This is a genomic window from Azohydromonas lata NBRC 102462 (assembly GCF_001571085.1).
Classification (GTDB): domain Bacteria; phylum Pseudomonadota; class Gammaproteobacteria; order Burkholderiales; family Burkholderiaceae_C; genus Azohydromonas; species Azohydromonas lata.
In genome coordinates, this window is the sequence record NZ_BCTC01000011.1 from 78092 (window position 1) to 95531 (window position 17440).

16 protein-coding genes are annotated in these 17440 nt (G+C 72.0%); 9 read left to right on the forward strand and 7 right to left on the reverse strand.

Features of this window, described 5'->3' with window-relative positions:
• Window positions 1-10: 10 nt before the first annotated feature.
• The 3 genes from ALA01S_RS06480 to ALA01S_RS06490 all read left to right on the forward strand — a co-directional run bounded on the left by ALA01S_RS06480 (window position 11) and on the right by ALA01S_RS06490 (window position 3904).
• Window positions 11-1105 carry a 4Fe-4S binding protein gene (locus ALA01S_RS06480; protein WP_238455710.1) on the forward strand — a complete coding sequence of 365 codons (1095 nt, stop codon included), beginning with the start codon at window positions 11-13 and terminating at the stop codon, window positions 1103-1105.
• Window positions 1106-1139: 34 nt separating this feature from the next.
• Window positions 1140-2999, forward strand: coding sequence for a nitric oxide reductase activation protein NorD (locus ALA01S_RS06485; RefSeq protein ID WP_066333697.1), 1860 nt, complete (start codon window positions 1140-1142; stop codon window positions 2997-2999).
• 209 nt (window positions 3000-3208) lie between these two features.
• A complete protein-coding gene (locus ALA01S_RS06490) occupies window positions 3209-3904 on the forward strand; it encodes a Crp/Fnr family transcriptional regulator (protein ID WP_066333701.1) in 696 nt (231 codons plus the stop codon).
• 115 nt (window positions 3905-4019) lie between these two features.
• Here the strand turns inward: ALA01S_RS06490 and ALA01S_RS06495 are convergent, their stop codons facing one another.
• The 5 genes from ALA01S_RS06495 to ALA01S_RS06515 form a co-directional block, all read right to left on the reverse strand.
• On the reverse strand, window positions 4020-4703 hold the full coding sequence (locus ALA01S_RS06495) for a PEP-CTERM sorting domain-containing protein (RefSeq protein WP_066333704.1): 684 nt from the start codon (window positions 4701-4703) through the stop codon (window positions 4020-4022).
• 192 nt (window positions 4704-4895) lie between these two features.
• A complete protein-coding gene (locus ALA01S_RS06500) occupies window positions 4896-6599 on the reverse strand; it encodes a cation:proton antiporter domain-containing protein (RefSeq protein ID WP_066333706.1) in 1704 nt (567 codons plus the stop codon).
• 244 nt (window positions 6600-6843) lie between these two features.
• The gene (locus ALA01S_RS06505; protein WP_066333708.1) at window positions 6844-7236 is read right to left on the reverse strand and encodes a TraR/DksA family transcriptional regulator; all 393 of its coding nucleotides are present in this window, start codon (window positions 7234-7236) and stop codon (window positions 6844-6846) included.
• 201 nt (window positions 7237-7437) lie between these two features.
• Window positions 7438-8766: an erythromycin esterase family protein gene (locus ALA01S_RS06510; protein WP_066333750.1), complete on the reverse strand. Its 1329-nt coding sequence runs from the start codon at window positions 8764-8766 to the stop codon at window positions 7438-7440.
• A 48-nt stretch (window positions 8767-8814) separates the two neighbouring features.
• Window positions 8815-9810: a recombination-associated protein RdgC gene (locus tag ALA01S_RS06515; protein WP_066333711.1), complete on the reverse strand. Its 996-nt coding sequence runs from the start codon at window positions 9808-9810 to the stop codon at window positions 8815-8817.
• Between the two features lie 191 nt (window positions 9811-10001).
• Here ALA01S_RS06515 and ALA01S_RS06520 point away from each other — a divergent pair, with 191 nt between their 5' ends.
• The 6 genes from ALA01S_RS06520 to ccoG all read left to right on the forward strand — a co-directional run bounded on the left by ALA01S_RS06520 (window position 10002) and on the right by ccoG (window position 14995).
• Complete coding sequence (locus ALA01S_RS06520) at window positions 10002-10271, forward strand: DUF2249 domain-containing protein (protein ID WP_066333714.1); 270 nt, start codon at window positions 10002-10004, stop codon at window positions 10269-10271.
• 1 nt (window position 10272) lies between these two features.
• Complete coding sequence (locus ALA01S_RS06525; RefSeq protein WP_066333717.1) at window positions 10273-10629, forward strand: metal-sulfur cluster assembly factor; 357 nt, start codon at window positions 10273-10275, stop codon at window positions 10627-10629.
• A gap of 17 nt (window positions 10630-10646) precedes the next feature.
• A complete protein-coding gene (locus ALA01S_RS06530; protein WP_238455711.1) occupies window positions 10647-11753 on the forward strand; it encodes a DUF8744 domain-containing protein in 1107 nt (368 codons plus the stop codon).
• Complete coding sequence (locus ALA01S_RS06535) at window positions 11750-12955, forward strand: NnrS family protein (protein ID WP_066333720.1); 1206 nt, start codon at window positions 11750-11752, stop codon at window positions 12953-12955. The genes ALA01S_RS06530 and ALA01S_RS06535 overlap by 4 nt, the downstream gene beginning before the upstream one ends.
• 4 nt (window positions 12956-12959) lie before the next feature.
• The gene (locus tag ALA01S_RS06540) at window positions 12960-13439 is read left to right on the forward strand and encodes an RrF2 family transcriptional regulator (protein WP_066333723.1); all 480 of its coding nucleotides are present in this window, start codon (window positions 12960-12962) and stop codon (window positions 13437-13439) included.
• Window positions 13440-13573: 134 nt separating this feature from the next.
• A complete protein-coding gene (gene ccoG, locus ALA01S_RS06545; protein WP_066333725.1) occupies window positions 13574-14995 on the forward strand; it encodes a cytochrome c oxidase accessory protein CcoG in 1422 nt (473 codons plus the stop codon).
• Between the two features lie 38 nt (window positions 14996-15033).
• Here the strand turns inward: ccoG and ALA01S_RS35155 are convergent, their stop codons facing one another.
• Complete coding sequence (locus ALA01S_RS35155) at window positions 15034-16605, reverse strand: methyl-accepting chemotaxis protein (protein ID WP_066333727.1); 1572 nt, start codon at window positions 16603-16605, stop codon at window positions 15034-15036.
• A 235-nt stretch (window positions 16606-16840) separates the two neighbouring features.
• Window positions 16841-17440 (reverse strand): methyl-accepting chemotaxis protein (locus tag ALA01S_RS06555; protein ID WP_238455712.1); only part of this gene is annotated, 600 nt, incomplete at its 5' end.

Below are 17440 nucleotides of genomic sequence, written 5' to 3' on the forward strand. Positions count from 1 at the left end.
AGGTGAGGCCATGGCTTTCGAAGGACCGCCCCCCGGCGGCAGCCGCGCCGGCGCCGAGGCCGCGCGCGCAGTGATCGACAAGGCCGCGGGCTGCGGCGGTGAGGCTCAAACCACGCCGCACCGGCGCATGACGGTTCGCAAGCCACCGGCCGACACCGCCGCCGTGCGCAGCGCGCAGCGGCTGCAGCGGCGCCGACACTGGCTGCAGGCCGGCTTCTTCGCCTTCTTCGTGTTCGCCCCGGCGCTGAACCTGCTGCGTTTCGACCTCAACGAGACGCAGCTCTGGGTGCTGGGCATGCGCTGGTCGCTGGGCATCGACGCCTTCACGGCCGGGCAGATCTCGGCGCCGCACCTGGCGCTGAATTTCGTGCTGCGCGCGCTGCTGCCGGCGCTGGCGCTGGTAGGCGGCTTCCTGGCCGTGGCCTGGCGCTGGGGGCGGCTGTGGTGCGGCTGGCTGTGCCCGCACTTCTCGGCGGTGGAGCTGCTCAACGACTTGCTGCACCGCGCCTGCGCGAAGTTCAGCGTCTGGGACCGCCATGCGCTGCCGCGCGTCGACCGCCCGGCGCGCAAGCGCTGGTGGCCGCTGTTCGCGCTGTCCTGCCTGATCCTCGGCTTCACTTGGGCCGTGACGCTGCTGAGCTACTTGCTGCCGCCGGCCGAGGTCTGGGGCGGGTTGCTGCACGGCACGTCCACGCCCAACCAGGCGAAGTTCCTGGCGATTGCGACGACGGTGTTCACGCTGGAGTTCGCTTTCGCGCGGCACCTGTTCTGCCGCTTCGGCTGCGCGGTGGGCCTGTTCCAGAGCTTGGTGTGGATGGCCAACCCGCGCGGCATGGTGGTGGCCTTCAGCCGCGAGCGCGCGCGCGACTGCCGCGACTGCGAGACGGTGAAGGCGCCCTCCGGCAGCGCCTGCGACAACGCCTGCCCCATGCGGCTGCACCCGCGCAACATCAAGCGAATGATGTTTTCCTGCGTGCAGTGCGGGCGTTGCCTGAGCGAGTGCGACGTGTCGCAGGGGCCGCTGGACAAGGAGCCGCTGCTCAACTGGGAGCAGGGCGAGGCGGCGCAGCGCGAGACACAAAGACAGAAGCGGGAGGAGGGCTGAAGCCCTCGCACCGTGCTGATCGTGAGCTGAAACCATGGAAGAACTCATAGGCCAGTGGTGGCACCGCGCCGTGACGCGTGCGGCCGACCGCTCCTTCCCCGACGCCGCCGTGGAGCTGCCGCAGGTGCAGCGCGCCATCGGCATGCTGTTTCGCGGCGCCGGTGGCGCGCAGGCCGTGCGCATCGCCCCGGCCACGGAGCGGCGCAGCGGCGGCCCGCGCGGCTGGCTGCAGCGCCTGGCCGGCAGCGGCGAGCGCGCCGCGCTGCCGCGCCTGGAGCACGAAGTGCTGGCGCTGCCGCCGCGCCTGGCCGTGTTCCCCGAGGCCGCGCTCAACCGCGCCCTGTACCTGTGGCTGGCCGCGCTGTCGGCCGCGGTGGACGAGATCGCGGCCACGCCGGAGGGCGCCGCCCAAGGCTGGATCGCCCTGAACCTCGCCGCCACGCGGCTGGCCCTGCAGCGCTTCCCGGGCCTGCGCGAACGCCATGCCCAACTGGTGGACGCCCACCTCGCCCAGCGCCCGCGCCCGCAGCGCCTCAAAGGGCGGGCCGCCGAGGCCGAGGCCACCGTGCAGGCCGCGCTGCGCGCCGGCGTGGACGGCGGCGACGTGGCGCTGCCCGCCACGCCGGTGCTGCCGGGCGAGGTGTCGCCGCTGTGGTTGTGGGTGGAGCACGCCCCCGGCGCCGCTGCCGCGCCCGCCCGCCCGGACGCCGGCGAGGCCGAGCCGCAGGCCCAGCGCCCGCCCGGCGTGACCGATGCCAAGCGCCGCGCCGCCCAGCGCACCGTGGACGAGCGCGACGGCAACCCCCTGCTGCTGGTGTTCCGCGCCGAGGCGCTGCTGTCGTGGAGCGAGCACGTCAAGGTCAACCGCGGCGACGACGACAGCGACGACGGCAACGCCCTGGCCGCGGCCAACGACATGGAGAAGCTCTCCATCGCCCCCGACGGCCAGACGCTGGCCGCGCGGGTGAAGTTCGACCTGGACCTGCCCAGCGCCAGCGCCGACGACATCCCGCTGGGCCCGGGCATCCAGCTCCCGGAGTGGGACTACAAGGCCGGCGTGCTGCGCCCCGCCTACTGCGCGGCGCAGATGCTGGTGTCGCGGCCCGCTGAGCCCTTCGTGCCGCCGCCGGCCCTGAAGGCGACGGCGCGGCGCGTGCGACGGCGCCTGGAGCTGCTGCGCGCCGCGCCGCGCTGGCAGCGCGGCGAGGTCAGCGGCGAGGAGCTGGACCTGGACGCCTGGGTGCGGCTGCAGTCCGACGCCGGCGCGCGCAGCGAGGCGCCGGCCGTGCACGCGCGCCGCGTCAAGGCCGAGCGCAGCCTGGCCACGCTGCTGCTGGCCGACCTTTCCCTGTCCACCGATGCCTATGCAACGAACGAGGCGCGCATCATCGACGTGATCCGCGACGCGCTCTTCGTGTTCGGCGAGGCGCTGTCGGCCGGCGGCGATGCCTTCGAAATGCTGGGCTTCAGCTCGGTGCGGCGCCAGCACGTGCGCATGCACTGCCTCAAGGGCTTCGACGAGCCCTGGGGCGCGGCGCCGCGCGCGCGGGTGGGCGCCGTCAAGCCGGGCTACTACACGCGCATGGGCGCGGCCATACGGCTGGCCACGCAGCGGCTGCAGCGCCGCGGCGAGCGCCAGCGGCTGCTGCTGCTGCTCACCGACGGCAAGCCCAACGACCTGGACCAGTACGAGGGCCGCTACGGCCTGGAGGACACGCGCCACGCCGTGCAGGCTGCGCGCGCGGCCGGGCTGGTGCCCTTTTGCGTGAGCATCGACGACCAGGGCCACGACTACCTGCCCATGCTCTTCGGCACCAAGGGCTACGCGCAGGTGCATCGCGCCACCGAGCTCGTTGGGCGGCTGGCGCAGGTGTATGCGACGTTGACCCGATAGGGCTGGTGGCCTTGCCGGGTGACGCCTGTGAGGGCGCAGCATTGCGCGGGTTGGGGCACAAGCGTGCCGGCCGGAGGCTCACGCGCAGCGCACCGCGGCTTGAGCGAAGCAAGCCTTTTCGCTTGATTCCCATCAAGCCCAAGCCGTCCTTCGCCACCCACAATCCGCCCCCCAAAGCCGCCACAACCCGAGCATCAGGAGACAGCCCCATGGACCTGCGCCAGTTCGATACCCCGCGCTACCTGTCGGTGCTGCCGCTGTTCAGCGACCTGCGGCCCGCCGAGCTGCAGAACCTGGCCGAGGGCTGCCAACTGCGCCGCTACGCGCGCGGCGAGCCGGTGTTCCGCTGCGGCGACCCCTGCGAGGCCTTCCACGTCGTGGTCACCGGGCAAGTGAAACTGCACGCCATCTCGCCGGCGGGGCAGGAAAAGGTCATTGAGCTGGTCGGCCCAAGCAACAGCTTCGGCGAGGCGCTGGTGTTCAGCGACCGGCCCTGCATCGTCAACGCCACGGCACTGGCCGACTCGCTGCTGCTGGGCGTGCGCAAGGAGGCCGTGTTCGGCGAGATCTCGCGCGACCCGCGCTTTGCGCTGCGCATGCTCGCGGGCATGTCGCGGCGGCTGCACGGGCTCATCAACGACGTGGAGGCCTATGCGCTGCACAGCGGCATGCAGCGCGTCATCGGCTACCTGCTGCGCGAGCAGCACAGCGACGGCGAGGGCGACGCGACGGCCACCGTCTCGCTGCCCGTGAGCAAGGCCACCATCGCCTCGCGGCTGTCCATCACGCCGGAATACTTCTCGCGCGTGCTGGGCGAACTGGAAACCGTGGGGCTCATCGAGGTGGACAAGCGCGACATACGCATCCTCGACGCGCAGCGCCTGGCCCGCTACCCGCTGCAGTAGGCCGGCGCGGCCACGCACCGCGGCGCGCGCCGCCAAAGAAAAAGCCGGGGTCCTCCCCCGGCTTTTTCATGCGTGAGGCTCACGCCGGCCGTGGCCGGCTGGAGCCCGCGCGGCTTCAGGCGCGCTTGGCCTTGCGGCGGGCAACGCCCACGCCGGCCAGGCCCAGGCCCACCAGCGCCAGCGAGGCGGGTTCGGGCGTGGGATGCGGCGTCGGGGCGGCCGTGTAGGTGTAGACCACCGAGGCGCCGCAGCCGGCTTCGGTGTTCTGGGTGGCGTCGGAGTTACCGCCGGACACCGAGGTCAGCAGCCGCGTGGCCGAGGAGCAGCTGATGGTGAAGGTGTTGTGGCCGGCGGAGGAGTTGAAGGCCGACAGGATGGCGTTCAGGCCGGTGACGACGTAGCTGCTGTTGTCGCTGACGTCGTTGAACGTCGCGGACTGGCCGGGGTTCAGCGTCGTGTCGTCGGTGGTGGGCAGCAGCTGAATCTTGTAGGAGCCGCCGATCAGCGAGCTCAGCGCGCCGATGCTGCTGGAGAAGGTCAGGCGGGTGCGGGTGCTGGCGCTGGCTTCGGAGACCGAGTTGGACGTGTTGGTCAGCACCAGGTCCGTCACGCTTTGGCCGTACAGCGTCAGCGACACGCCCGTCAGCGTACCCAGCGCGGTGTTGAACAGGTCCAGCGTGCCGGTCTGGTTGGTGAAGTCCGTGTGCTGCAGCGTGTTGGTGAAGCTGTCGGACACGGTGGCGGCTTGCGCGCCGGCGCACAAAGCGACGGCTGCAAGCGCGGCTGCGATCTTCTTCATTTGCTTACCCCTGGAAATTGGTGGTTCTTGCGACGCGATGGGACGCCGCGCTCCCGCATGCAAGGGGTGTGCCAAATGTAAAAAACCGTTTCGCGACAAACGCTTGCAGCTGACTTCAGGGCGCTTGGTGGCGCCACTGTAAAAAAACCCGACAGGGTTAGGGCCGTGCCGCGGCGGGCCCGCGCGGGCTCCTCAGTGCGCGGTGCGCAGGCGCTGCAGCACGTGGGCGCTCATGACTTCGCCCAAGGCTTCCTCGGCCGAGAACACGGCGCCGGCTTGGGCGCGCTTCAGGAAGCCGGCCTCGTCCTCGTCGTGGCCGCGCAGGACGACCTCGATGTCCGGGTTGAGCAGCCGCGCCGTCTCCACCATGGGCAGCACGTCCACGGCCTGCGGCACGGCGATGACGAGCATGCGCGCCCGCGCGATGTGGGCCTGGATGAGCGTGGCCTCGTCGGTGGCGTCGCCGCACACGGCGGGCAGGCCCTCGGCGCGCAGCCGCTCCACGGTCTCGCGGTTCTCGTCGGCCACCACGCAGGGGATGCCGGCCTCGCGCAGCGCGTGGGCGATGCGCTGGCCCGTGCGCCCGTGGCCCACCAGCACCACCTGCTTCTCCAGGTACTGGTGGGCGGTGTCCATGGGCAGCTCCGACAGCGGGTCGTCGCTGCGCTCCAGGTGCTGCAGCAGGCCCGGGCGCTGGCGCAGCCAGCGCATCACCGGCTCGATGGCGGAGAACACCAGCGGGTTGAGCGCGATGGAGATGAGCGCGCCGGCCAGGATGAGGCTTTGCCCCTCGGCCGGCAGCAGCCCAAGCTGCATGCCCAGTCCGGCCAGGATGAAGGAGAACTCGCCGATCTGCGCCAGGCTGGCCGACACCGTGAGCGCCGTGCCCAGCGGGTAGCGCAGCAGCAGCACCAGCGCCGCCGCGGCGATGGACTTGCCCAGCACGATGATGGCCACCACCGCCAGCACCGCCAGCGGCTGCTCCACGAGCACCATGGGGTCGAACAGCATGCCCACCGAGACGAAGAACAGCACCGAGAACGCGTCGCGCAGCGGCAGGCTTTCGTGGGCGGCGCGGTGGCTCAAGGAGGACTCGCGCAGCACCATGCCGGCGAAGAAGGCCCCCAGCGCGAAGCTCACGCCAAAGAGCTGCGCCGCGCCGAAGGCGATGCCCACGGCCGCGGCCACCACGCTGAGCGTGAACAGCTCGCGCGAGCCCGTGCGCGCCACCTGCCACATCAGCCAGGGGAAGAAGCGCCGGCCCACCACCAGCATCAGCGCCACGAAGGCACCCACGGCCAGCAGCGTGCGCACGAGCGTGAGCCACAGGGCCTCGCCGGCGTGGGCACCGTCCGTGTCGGCCGCGCCGCCGAGCAGCGGCGACAGCGCCGGCAGCAGCACCAGGACGAGCACCATCACCAGGTCCTCCACCACCAGCCAGCCCACCGCGATGCGGCCGTTGACGCTGTCCAGCACCCCGCGCGCCTCCAGCGCCTTGAGCAGCACCACGGTGGAGGCCACCGACAGCGCCAGGCCGAACACCAGCGCGCCGCCCAAGTTCCAGCCCCAGCTCAATGCGACACCCGCGCCCATGGCCGTGGCCACGGCGATCTGCAGCGCCGCGCCCGGCACGGCGATGCGGCGCACGGCCATGAGGTCGTCCAGCGAGAAGTGCAGGCCCACGCCGAACATGAGCAGCATCACGCCGATCTCGGCGAGCTCGGCGGCGAGCTTCATGTCGGCCACGTAGCCCGGCGTGGCCGGGCTCAGCAGGATGCCCGCGGCCAGGTAGCCCACCAGCGCGGGCAGTTTCAGGCGCACGGCCAGGAAGCCCAGCAAAAGCGAGAGGGCAAAGGCGGCGGCGAGGGTGGCAATGAGGGGGACGGGTGCGTGCATCGGCAGTGTGGTCGGTGCGCCTGGCGGCCACGCGCGGGCGCCGCGCTTCATGGGAAAAGCACGGCGCGCCGCCCTGGCCGGGGAGCGCTTGTTCAGGGGATGGGAAGTCGCAGGAAAAAGGTAGAGCGGCTGGGGGCGCCCGGGTTCACCCGGGGGGTGAAAAAAGTTGGGCGAAAGCGCCCAGGCCGCGCAGGCCGCGGCGGGACCGGCATGGCGCCGGTCTCAGGCCGAACTTCAGCCGAACTCAGGCCGTGTACCGCGGCACCGTCTCGTGCGTCTTTTCCCAGCGCTCCTGGCAGTCCACGCAGCGCGCGGCCGTGGGCTGCGCGTGCAGCCGCTCGTAGGGGATGTCGCAGCCGCAGTCCACGCATTCGCCGTAGCTGCCGTCGGCCAGGCGGGTGCGCGCGTCGTCGATGTCGCGCAGCTCCAGCTGGTCGCGCTCCATCTCGATGTGCTCCAGGCCCGTGCGCAGGCGCTCCTCGCCCTGCGCCACCTGGTCGTCCACCTGCGGGCCTTGCGCGCTGGGCCGCTCCTCGCGCGCCTCACGCGCCTCGCGCAGCTCGGCGCCCAGCTCGGCTTCGCGCTGTGAGAGCAGCGCCTGCAGCGCCTGCAGTTGTTCGGGGGTCAGGGCGGACATGGGTACCTCCTGGGGTTTGCCGTGGCGCAGCGGCCGTGTGTTGCTGAACCACCCCGGCGGCAAGCCATGTGCCGCGCGCCGGGGTGCACCGAAGTACCGCCGATTTTCAAATTCCGCTTGATGGCGGCTGCCGGGATTAGCCCTGTGGGGCGGGGTAATCCCCACGCATCCGGCGTGCGGGCCCGGCGTCTGCAGCGCGGCTCAGAGGCCGCTGGGGAAGGTTTCCGGCTCCTCCAGCACCTGCGGCGGCGCGGCGCCGTCCAGCGGGTGCAGGGCGTGGCTGCGGTCCACGTGCAGCACGGCGTCGAACTGCTGCGACAGCGAGGCGTCGTAGTAGTGGCTTTGCCGCTCGGTGTCCGGCCGGTAGATCACGCCGATGGCGCGCTGCAGCCGCGGCGGGGCCAGCAGCCGCTGCACGTCCTCGCCTTGCAGCGGCAGCAGGAAGAGGTCCAGCCCCGTGTCGTGCAGCAGCCTTTCCCAGCTGTCGGCCCGCGCGGGCGTCACGCGCATGAACTGCACCGGCTCGTCCCAGTCCGGGGCGGCCGCCACGCTGCCATGGTCCGTGCTGAAGCCCAGCGTAAAACTTTCGGCGGGGGCGGCGGCTTCGCGGACGAGCTGGCCCAGGTTGAGCTGTCCCAGGCCGCCGAACTCCGTCGCCCGCGCGTCGCCCAGGTGCGAGTTGTGCGCCCACACCACCAGCCGCGCCGGGTGGCCGCGGGTGCGGGTGAGGTGCTCGCGCACGCGCTCCAGCACCTGGTGCATGTGGCGGTCGCGCTGGTTCCACGAGGCCGTGGAGCCCTGGAACATGAGCCGGTAGTAGCGCTCGGCGTTGCGCACCACCAGCGCGTTGAGCTGGGCGTGGAACAGCTCGTCGGCCGCGCTGCCGCCCATGGTCTGCCGAGCGGACTCGGCCATGAGCGCCTGCAACTGTTGCAGCACCTCGCGCTGGCAACCCTCGCTCAGGCCGAAGTGCAGGGCCTGGCCGTAGCGCTGGGGCTCTTCCAGGAAGTGGTCGAAGCAGCCGTAGCGCCGGCGCGCCTCGTCCACCATGTGCGGCTCGTGCGCCTCCAGGTAGGTGAGCACCGCCTGCACCGAGCCGTGCAGGCTGTAGAGGTCCAGGCCGTAAAGCCCGGCGCGCTTGTGCATGGGCTGCAGGTCGTTGTAGCTGCGCAGCCACTGCACCAGGCGCAGGAACTCGCGGTTGCGCCACATCCATTGCGGAAAGCGCTTGAAGTTCTCCAGCGCCTGGCGCGCGTTGGCGTCCTGCAGGCCGCCCTGCACCCAGCGGTGGGCGCGCAGCATGTCGGGCCAGTCCGCCTCCAGCGCCACGCCGTCGAAGCCGTGGCGCTCGATGAGCTCCCGCGTGATGGCCGCGCGCAGCGCGTAGAACTCGCGCGTGCCGTGCGAGGCCTCGCCCAGCAGCACGATGTGGGCATTGGCCGCGGCGCGGGCGATGGCGCCCACGTCGTCGAGGTCGTCCAGCGGCCGCGCGGCGCGGCGCACCGGGTCCAGGGCAGGGTCGTGTCTCATGCCCAGCGGGGGCGGCAAGCGCCGCGCCCAAGGGCGGGGCTCAACGGCTTACCAGGGCGCCTCGTCGCTGCTCGCCACGGCGGTGGCCGGCGCAGCCGGGGCTGGGGCCGCCACCGGGGCCGGCGTGGGCGCCGCGGCGGCACCCTCCGTGCCGTCCTGCTCGCCGCCCAACGCTTCCAGCAGGTCGGGAATGAGCCCGCGCAGCTCGCCGGTGGCAATGGCCGCGTCGGCATCGAAAGCCTCGTCCTCGGCCACGCCGTCGCGGCCTTCCAGGGCCACGTCCAGGATTTCTATCTTCTTGAGCAGCAGCCCCTCGGTGAGCGTGAAGGCCACGCGCTCGCCCCAGGACAGCGCCAGCCGCGTGGGCCGCTTGCCCGCGGCGATGTGCTGCTTCACTTCATCGGTGTCCAGCGCGTGGCGTGCGTAGCGCACCACCGAGCGCATCTCGTCGGCCGATTTCAGCTCGCACTCGCGGTCCAGGAAAAAGCCCGCCGGCGCTTCGCCTTCGGCCAGCCACGCCGCCATGCACCCGGCCGGCGACTGCTTGGCCTGCAGGGGCAGCACGTTGAAACCGTCCAGCGCCTTGACCAGCAGGCTCACCACCGCGTCGGCCTGCGCCGTGCCGCCGGCGTCCACGCACAGCAGCCCGGCTTTCGGGTCTATCCACACCAGCGTGCGCGCGCGCTTGGTAAAGGCCAGGGGCAGCAGCTCCTGCGTGGCCTGCTCCTTGATCTCCTTGGCCTCGCGCCGGCCCGGCTTGTAGCCGCGCTCCTGCTCCAGGCGGACGGCGATCTCCTCGCTGCGCTCCTTGACCACCGAGCCCGGCAGCATCTTGCGCTCCGTCATCAGCGCCAGCAGCCACTGGCCCTGCACCACCTCCAGCAGCGGCGCGTGCGGCGTGCCGCGCGGCGGCACCCAGCCGGCGCTCTCCGGTTGCGTGGCGCCGCAAGGCGTGAAGGGTTCGCGCGCCAGGCGCTCCTCGGCCTGCGCCGCGTCGGCGTTCCAGCCGGGGGCGATGCGCAGCAGATGCAGGTTCTTGAACATGGGCCAGGACCAGAAAAATAGGGACGGGGGAAAGGACTTCCGGCGCGCCGCCGTCGCGGCGCAAGGGGGCGCATTGTCCACGCCGCGGCGGCACGGCCCCGTCCAAAAGGCCCGGTTTGCGCTAAGTCAAGGAGCTCGGGGAGGGCGGCCGGCACCATAGATGCATCTTTTGTACATCTTTGGAAATCCCGATGCCTTCAGCCGTTTCCCTGGACCTGCGCAGCCTGCCGCCGCAGGAGCGCCACCTGCGCGTGTTCTCCAGCTTCGACGCGCTGGGCGCGGACGGCACGCTGGAGCTGGTCAACGACCACGACCCGCAGCCGCTGCGCCGCCAGTTCGACGCCCTGGTGCCCAACCTCTTCACCTGGACCGCCGTGGAAAGCGGACCCGCCGCCTGGCGCGTGCACATCACCAAGCTGGCGCGGCGCGACCACTGCTGCGGCGGCTGCTGCGGAGGCTGACATGGACACCGCAGGGCAGGGCGCGGACGCCGCGCCGCGCTTCGACTACGAGGGCGACGAGGCCCTGCGCGGGCCCGTCACGCAGGCGCTGCGCCGCGTGGTGGACCCGGAGGTGGCCCTGTCCATCGTGGACGTGGGCCTGATCTACCGCGTGCGCGTCACGCAGGAGGGCGTGCACGTGCTCATGACCATGACCTCCGCGGCCTGCCCGGTGACGGACGTCATCGTCGAGGACGTGCAGGACGAGCTCGACCGGGTGCTGCCCGCGGCGCTGCCGCTGGAAGTGGAAATCACCTACGAGCCGCCGTGGACGCCTGAGCGCATGAGCGAAAGCGCACGACGCTTCATGCGCTGGTGATGAAAGGCTGCCCCGCCATGGCCGCCGTCCTGCCCAAACCCCGCCGCCGCGGCAGCGCCGGCAAGCCCGGCCCCTCGCGCGCGCTGCGCGTGGGCCGCCTGCTGCTGGTGCCGCTGCTCGCGTCGCTGCTGCTGCTGGCCGTGGCCGGCGGGCTGCTGCGCGCGGGGCTGCCCGTGGGCGGCGGCGTGCTGGTCGGCCAGGCCGCCGCGCAGCACGCGGCGCTGATGATTTGCGGCTTCTTCGGCGCCGTGGTCAGCCTGGAGCGGGCCGTGGCGCTCAAGGCGCGCGCGGCCTTCGCCGTGCCGCTCCTGGCCCTGGCCGGCGGCCTGGCGCTGCTGGCGGGCTGGCCGCAAGCCGGCGCGCTGGCGTTCACCGCCGCGGCGCTGGGTTTCACGGGCGTGAACCTCGCCATCGTCCACCGGCAGGCCGCGCCGCACACCATCGTGCTGCTGGTGTCGGCGCTGGCCTGGCTCACGGGCAACGTGCGCCTGACCGTTGGGCTGCACGACGACGCCATGCTGGCCTCGTGGTTCGCCTTCCTCGTCATCACCATCGCCGCGGAGCGGCTGGAGATGACGCGGCTCATGCGCCGCCGTGCCGCGGCGCAGCCCCTGCTGGTGGCCGTGCTGTGCGCGCTGCTGGCCGGCGCCGCGCTGTGGAGCGCGCTCTTCGGCGTGGCGCTGGTGGCGCTGGCGCTGTGGTTCATGAGCTTCGACATCGCGCGCCAGACGGTGCGCGCCAAGGGGCTCACCCGCTACATGGCGCTGTGCCTGCTGGGCGGCTACGCCTGGCTGGCCGTGGCCGGCGTGGCCTGGCTGGGCCTGTCGCTGGGCTGGGCCAGCCGCGACGCGGCGCTGCACGCGCTGGGCCTGGGGTTCATCTTCTGCATGGTCATGGGGCATGCCCCCGTGATCCTGCCCGCCGTGGCGCGCATCAAGGTGCAGTTCGATGCCGCCTTCTACCTGCCGCTGGCGCTGCTGCACGCCTCGCTCGTGCTGCGCCTGGCCGGCCCCGCATGGCGCCCAACGGGCGCCGTGCTCAACGCAATGGCCATGGCGCTGTTCGCCCTGGTGATGGTGCGCGCCGCGCTGCGCTGGCGCGCCATGGAAAGAGCCCGCTCATGAAGAGGATCATGCAACTGGAGCAGGCGCCGCGCGGCGCCGCGCCCGCGCCGCGTCCGCCCGGCTTCGCCCTGTGGGCGCTGGGCTTCCGGCCCTTCTACCTGCTGGCCAGCGCGTTCGCGGCGCTGTCCATCGCGCTGTGGGCGCTGCAGTCCACGGGGCTGCTGCCGCACCCCTACCTGCCCGGGCCGCTGTGGCACGCGCACGAGATGGTGTTCGGCTTCACGCTGGCCGTGGTGGTGGGCTTTCTCTTCACCGCCGGGCGCAATTGGGCGGGGCAGGACACGCCCAGCGGCGCGGGCCTCATGGCGCTGGCCGCGCTGTGGCTGGCCGCCCGCGTGCTGCTGCTCACGCCCTGGGCCTGGGCCGCGGCGGTGGCCAACGTGGCTTTCCCATTGCTGTCGGCCTGGGCGCTGTTCCAGGCGCTGCGCCGCGGCAAGAACCAGCGCAATTACTTTTTCGCTGCCCTGCTGGTGGTGATGGCGCTGGGCGCGGGCCTGGTGCACGCCGAGCGGCTGGGCTTCAGCCCGCTGCCGGGTTGGGCCGGCATACAGGTGGCGCTGGACGTGGTGCTGTTCATGATGGCCGTCATGGGCGGCCGGGTGATCCCGATGTTCACCAACAACGGCGTGCCGGGCGTGAAGGCCGTGCGCCATCCGCGTGTGGAGCAGGGCGCCCTGGGCACGCTGCTGGCGCTGCTGGCGGCCGATGCGCTGGGCCTCTCCGGCGTGGCGGTGTTCGCCATCGCCGCGGCCGCCGCGCTGCTGCACGGCGCGCGGCTGCTGCTGTGGCAGCCGCTGTTGACCCGGCGCGTGCCGCTGGTGTGGGCGCTGCACGCGGCCTACCTGTGGATTCCGCTGCACCTGGCGCTGCGCGCGGCCACGGCGCTGGACCTGCTGCCCAGCACCTTCGCCACGCACGCGCTCACGGTGGGCGCCATCGGCGGCCTGACCATCGCCATGATGACCCGCACCGCCCGCGGCCACACCGGGCGCGCGCTGCGGGCCGACCGCTTCGACGTCGCCTGCTACGCGCTGGTGCTGGCCGCCGGCGCCGTGCGCGTGGGCCTGCCGCTGCTGTGGCCGGCGCTGTACGTGCACGCGCTGTGGTGCTCGGCCGCGCTGTGGAGCGCGGGCTTCGGCCTCTACGCCGTGCGCTACTGGAGCGCGCTCACCCGCGCGCGCCTGGACGGCAAGGCAGGATGACGCCATGCGACTGACCGCCATGACCGATTACGCCCTGCGGCTGCTGCTGCACGTGGCGCAGAACCCGAACCGCCTTTGCACCATTGCCGAGGTGGCGCGCGCCTACGGCATCTCCGAAGCCCACCTCATGAAGGTCACGCACCGCCTGGCCCTGGGCGGCTGGCTGGAGACCGTGCGCGGCAAGGGCGGCGGCATGCGCTTGGCCAGGCCGCCGCAGGACATCCCGCTGGGCGCCGTGGTGCGCTGCATGGAAAGCGACTTCGCCCTGGTCGAGTGCCTGGACGCGGCCGCGGCCGAGGCGCCGTCGGGTTGCCTGCTGCACGGCCGCTGCGCGCTCACCGGCGTGCTCGACGGCGCGCTGCAGCGCTTCATGCAGCACCTGGACGCCCATTGCCTGGCCGACGTGCTGCCCGGCACCGGTGCCGCCGCGCCGCAGCCCATACGCCTGGTGCGCGCCCTCCCGGCCGTGCCCGTGCCGGGCTAGTTCTTTCGCACTAGTGCCTTTGCCGCCGGGCGGGCGGCAAGTCGTCACGCCGCCGCGGTGCGCGCAACGCCGGGCGGGACGCTGCGGCATCCATACAAAGATACATTGCGCGCGCATCTCTGAAGGCAGTCCCCGTGAGCAAGAGCCCCACCGTCATTCCGATACAGCCGGCGTCCCTCTTCCAGAAGCAGGCCAAGATCTATCCCAAGTCCGTGGACGGCTGGTTTGCGCGCTGGCGCTGGGTGATGGTGTGGCTCACGCAGCTCTTCTTCTACGGCGCGCCCTGGCTGCAGTGGAACGGCCGCCAGGCCCTGCTGTTCGACCTGGAGCAGCGCCGCTTCTTCCTCTTCGGCCTGGTGCTGCATCCGCAGGACCTCATCTACCTCACCGCGCTGCTGGTGCTCTCGGCCCTGGGCCTGTTCTTCTTCACCGCCGTGGCCGGGCGGCTGTGGTGCGGCTACGCCTGCCCGCAGTCGGTCTACACGCAGATCTTCATGTGGGTGGAGCGCAAGGCCGAGGGCGACCGCATCGCCCGCATGAAGCTGGACAAGGCGCCCTGGAGCGGCCAGAAGCTGCTGCGCAAGGGCAGCAAGCACGTGGCCTGGATTGCCATCGCCCTCGTCACCGGGTTCACCTTCGTCGGCTACTTCACGCCCATACGCACGCTCGCGGCCGAGCTGGCCACGGCCAGCCTCACGGGCTGGGAGGCGTTCTGGGTGCTGTTCTACGGCTTTGCCACCTGGGGCAACGCCGGCTTCATGCGCGAGCAGGTGTGCAGCTACATGTGCCCCTACGCCCGCTTCCAGAGCGCGCTCATCGACCGCGACTCGATGATCATCACCTACGACGCGGGCCGGGGCGACCCGCGCGGCTCGCGCTCCAAGAAGGCCGACCCCAAGGCCATGGGCCTGGGCTCCTGCATCGACTGCGGGCTGTGCGTGCAGGTCTGCCCAACGGGCATTGACATCCGCAACGGGCTGCAGGCCGAGTGCATTGGCTGCGCCGCGTGCATCGACGTCTGCGACGGCGTGATGGACAAGATGGGCTACGCCAAGGGGCTCATCCGCTACTCCACCGAGAACGGCGTGACGCAAAAGCTCTCGCGCGGGCAGATGTTCAAGCGCGTGCTGCGAGCGCGCGTGCTCATCTACGGCGCGCTGCTGGGGGCCGTGGGCATCGCCTTCGTGGCCAGCCTGGCGCTGCGCAGCCCCTTCCACGTGGACCTGATCAAGGACCGCAACATCCTGGCCCGCCAGGTCGAGGACGGCCGCGTGGAGAACGTCTACCGGCTGCAGCTCATGAACGGCTCCGAGAGCGCGGGCCGCTTCAGCGTGAGCGCCAGCGGGCTGCCCGGCCTCATGCTGGTGGGCCCGGCCGAGCTGGAGGTGGCGCCCGCGCAGATCGGCTCGCTGCCGCTGCGGCTGCAGCTGCCGGCCGAAGAGGCGATGCAGCGGCAGGGCCGCTCCAGCCCCGTGGTGATCGAAGTCTCGCGGCTGCTGCCGGACGGCAGCCGGCAGGCCGTGAGCGAAAAGACCACCTTCGTCGTGCCGCGCTGAGGCGTTCGGCGCGGCCCGCGCGGGGCCGCGCCGGCGGCTCAGGCCGCCGCCAGCGCCGGTGCGTGCTGCGCCAGGCGGAACACCGCCACCGCCTCCACCAGGCGCTGCGCCTGCGAGCTCAGGCTTTGGGCCGCGGCGGCGCTTTCCTCCACCAGCGCGGCGTTCTGCTGCGTGACGCGGTCCATCTGGCCCACGGCCTCGCCGACCTGGGACACGCCCTGGCTTTGCTCCAGGCTGGCGTGGCTGATCTCGCCCATGAGGTCCGTCACGCGCTTGATGGCGCTGACCACGTCCTGCATGGTCTGCCCGGCCTGGTCGGCCAGCGCCGAGCCTTCGCCCACGCGCTGCACGCTCACGCCGATGAGGTCCTTGATCTCGCGCGCGGCCCCCGCGCTGCGCTGCGCCAGGGCGCGCACCTCGCCGGCCACCACGGCGAAGCCGCGGCCGGCCTCGCCGGCGCGTGCCGCTTCCACCGCGGCGTTGAGCGCGAGGATGTTGGTCTGGAAGGCGATGCCGTCGATGACGCCGATGATGTCGGCGATGCGGCGCGAGCTCTCCTCGATGCCGCGCATGGTGTCCACCACCTTCGCCACGACCTGGCCGCCCTGGACGGCGACGTCCGAGGCGCCCTGCGCGAGCTGGTTGGCCTGCTGCGCGGTGTCGGCGTTGTGGCGCACGGCGCCGCCGAGCTGGTCCATGGAGGCGGCGGTCTGCTGCAGCGAGGAGGCCTGCTCCTCGGTGCGCTGGCTCAGGTCCAGGTTGCCCTGCGAGATCTGGGCGCTGGCCGTGGCCACGCCCTCGGCGTTGCGCCGCACGTGGGCCACGGTGCTGGTGAGGCGATCCTCCATGACGGCCAGCGCGCCCAGGAGCTGCGCGGCCTCGTCGCGGCCCTCGGCCCGCACGCCCTGGGTCAGGTCACCCTCGGCCACGCGCAGCGCCACTTCGCAGGCGCGGCGCAGCGGCACGGTGATGGAGCGCGTGATGCGCCAGGCCAGCAGCACCGAGGCCGCCAGCATCAGCAGCGCGCCGCTCACGAGCTCGTTGCGCGCCCAGGCGTAGGCCTCGCGCGCCTGGGCGTTGCTCTGCGCATTGGCCGCCTCCTGCAGCCGGATGCTGTCCTGCAGCAGGTCCTGCCAGCGCTGCGTGCGCGGCTGCGACTCGGTCAGCAGCAGCGCCAGGGCCTCCTGGCGCTGGCCGGCCAGCGCCAGTTGCACCACCTGGGTGTTGATGCCGCGCGTGGCGTTGCGCGCCTCGTCCACCTGCGCGAAGCGGGCCTTGATCTCCTCGTCGGCGGGCAGCGCGTCCAGCGCCTGGCGTGCCGCGTCGTAGGCGCTGCGGTACTCGGCGATGCGCGTCACCTCGGCCTCCACGGCGGCCTTGTCCTCCAGCAGCATGAGCGTGCGCATGGAGCGCAGCACCCGGTGGATGGCGTCGTTCATCTCGTGCGACAGCGCGATCTTCACGTTGCTGTCCTCGACGACGCGGTCCAGGTTGTCCTGTATGCGGGCGAGCTGGTGGACGCCCAGCGCGGCTGAAGCCAGCGCCATGGCCACGATCACGCCAAAAGCGGCGGCCAAGCGCTGGCCAATGCGGAAGTTCACGAGTTTCATGGGATGCAACGGGGGTGCGTGCGATCCGATGCAATCTAGTCACATAACTTTACATCAACCTTAGTAACACTTGTGTTTTCCCTCTTGACAAATGTCTGATGTTTTCATGCCTGGATTTTCTGTGTGCATGAGATGCGCATGAGACGAAAAAAAACCGCCAGCTCCGTAGCCGTGCTGGCGGCGGGGGCTGGCGGTGCTGCGGCCCGGCGGGCCGGGGCTCAGGCGGCGGCCGGGGTCAGAACGAGGTCCACTCCGCGCTGTCGTCGCTTTGCATGGCGCGGGGCGACGGCGTGTCGCGGCCGGCCGGCAGGGCAGGCTGCGCGGGCGGGGCCAGGCGGGAGGCTCGGGGTGCCGGCGCGTCCGGCCTGGCCTTGGTCGCGTATGGCGTCGTGGAGGGCGCCATGGGCGTGTAGGCCGCCGCCGGGGCCGTGGGCGCGCCGTAGGCGAAGGACTGCGCGCCGCCGTCCAGGCGGAACACCGCCACCGCCTCCACCAGGTGCTGGGCCTGGGTGCGCAGCCGCTCGGCGGCGGCGGCGCTGTCCTCCACCAGCGCGGCGTTCTGCTGCGTGGCGCGGTCCATGCCGCTGACGGCTTCGGCCACCTGGGCCACGCCCTGGCTTTGCTCGACGCTGGCGTGGCTGATCTCGCCCACGAGGTCGGTGACGCGCTTGATGGCGGCCACGACTTCTTCCATGGTGTGGCCGGCCTGGTCGGCCAGGGCCGAGCCCTGGTCCACGCGGCTGACGCTGTCGGTGATCAGGCCCTTGATCTCCTTGGCCGCCGTGGCGCTGCGCTGCGCCAGGGTGCGCACCTCGCCGGCCACCACGGCGAAGCC

Coding starts and splice junctions, on each gene's coding strand:
- ALA01S_RS06530 (WP_238455711.1), top strand. CDS start 10,647: ATGGCCGCCGTCCTGCCCAAACCCCGCCGCCGCGGCAGCGCCGGCAAG.
- ALA01S_RS06510 (WP_066333750.1), bottom strand. CDS start 8,766: ATGAGACACGACCCTGCCCTGGACCCGGTGCGCCGCGCCGCGCGGCCG.
- ALA01S_RS06535 (WP_066333720.1), top strand. CDS start 11,750: ATGAAGAGGATCATGCAACTGGAGCAGGCGCCGCGCGGCGCCGCGCCC.
- ALA01S_RS06540 (WP_066333723.1), top strand. CDS start 12,960: ATGCGACTGACCGCCATGACCGATTACGCCCTGCGGCTGCTGCTGCAC.
- ALA01S_RS06490 (WP_066333701.1), top strand. CDS start 3,209: ATGGACCTGCGCCAGTTCGATACCCCGCGCTACCTGTCGGTGCTGCCG.
- ALA01S_RS35155 (WP_066333727.1), bottom strand. CDS start 16,605: ATGAAACTCGTGAACTTCCGCATTGGCCAGCGCTTGGCCGCCGCTTTT.
- ALA01S_RS06500 (WP_066333706.1), bottom strand. CDS start 6,599: ATGCACGCACCCGTCCCCCTCATTGCCACCCTCGCCGCCGCCTTTGCC.
- ALA01S_RS06495 (WP_066333704.1), bottom strand. CDS start 4,703: ATGAAGAAGATCGCAGCCGCGCTTGCAGCCGTCGCTTTGTGCGCCGGC.
- ALA01S_RS06485 (WP_066333697.1), top strand. CDS start 1,140: ATGGAAGAACTCATAGGCCAGTGGTGGCACCGCGCCGTGACGCGTGCG.
- ALA01S_RS06525 (WP_066333717.1), top strand. CDS start 10,273: ATGGACACCGCAGGGCAGGGCGCGGACGCCGCGCCGCGCTTCGACTAC.
- ALA01S_RS06515 (WP_066333711.1), bottom strand. CDS start 9,810: ATGTTCAAGAACCTGCATCTGCTGCGCATCGCCCCCGGCTGGAACGCC.
- ALA01S_RS06505 (WP_066333708.1), bottom strand. CDS start 7,236: ATGTCCGCCCTGACCCCCGAACAACTGCAGGCGCTGCAGGCGCTGCTC.
- ALA01S_RS06520 (WP_066333714.1), top strand. CDS start 10,002: ATGCCTTCAGCCGTTTCCCTGGACCTGCGCAGCCTGCCGCCGCAGGAG.
- ALA01S_RS06480 (WP_238455710.1), top strand. CDS start 11: ATGGCTTTCGAAGGACCGCCCCCCGGCGGCAGCCGCGCCGGCGCCGAG.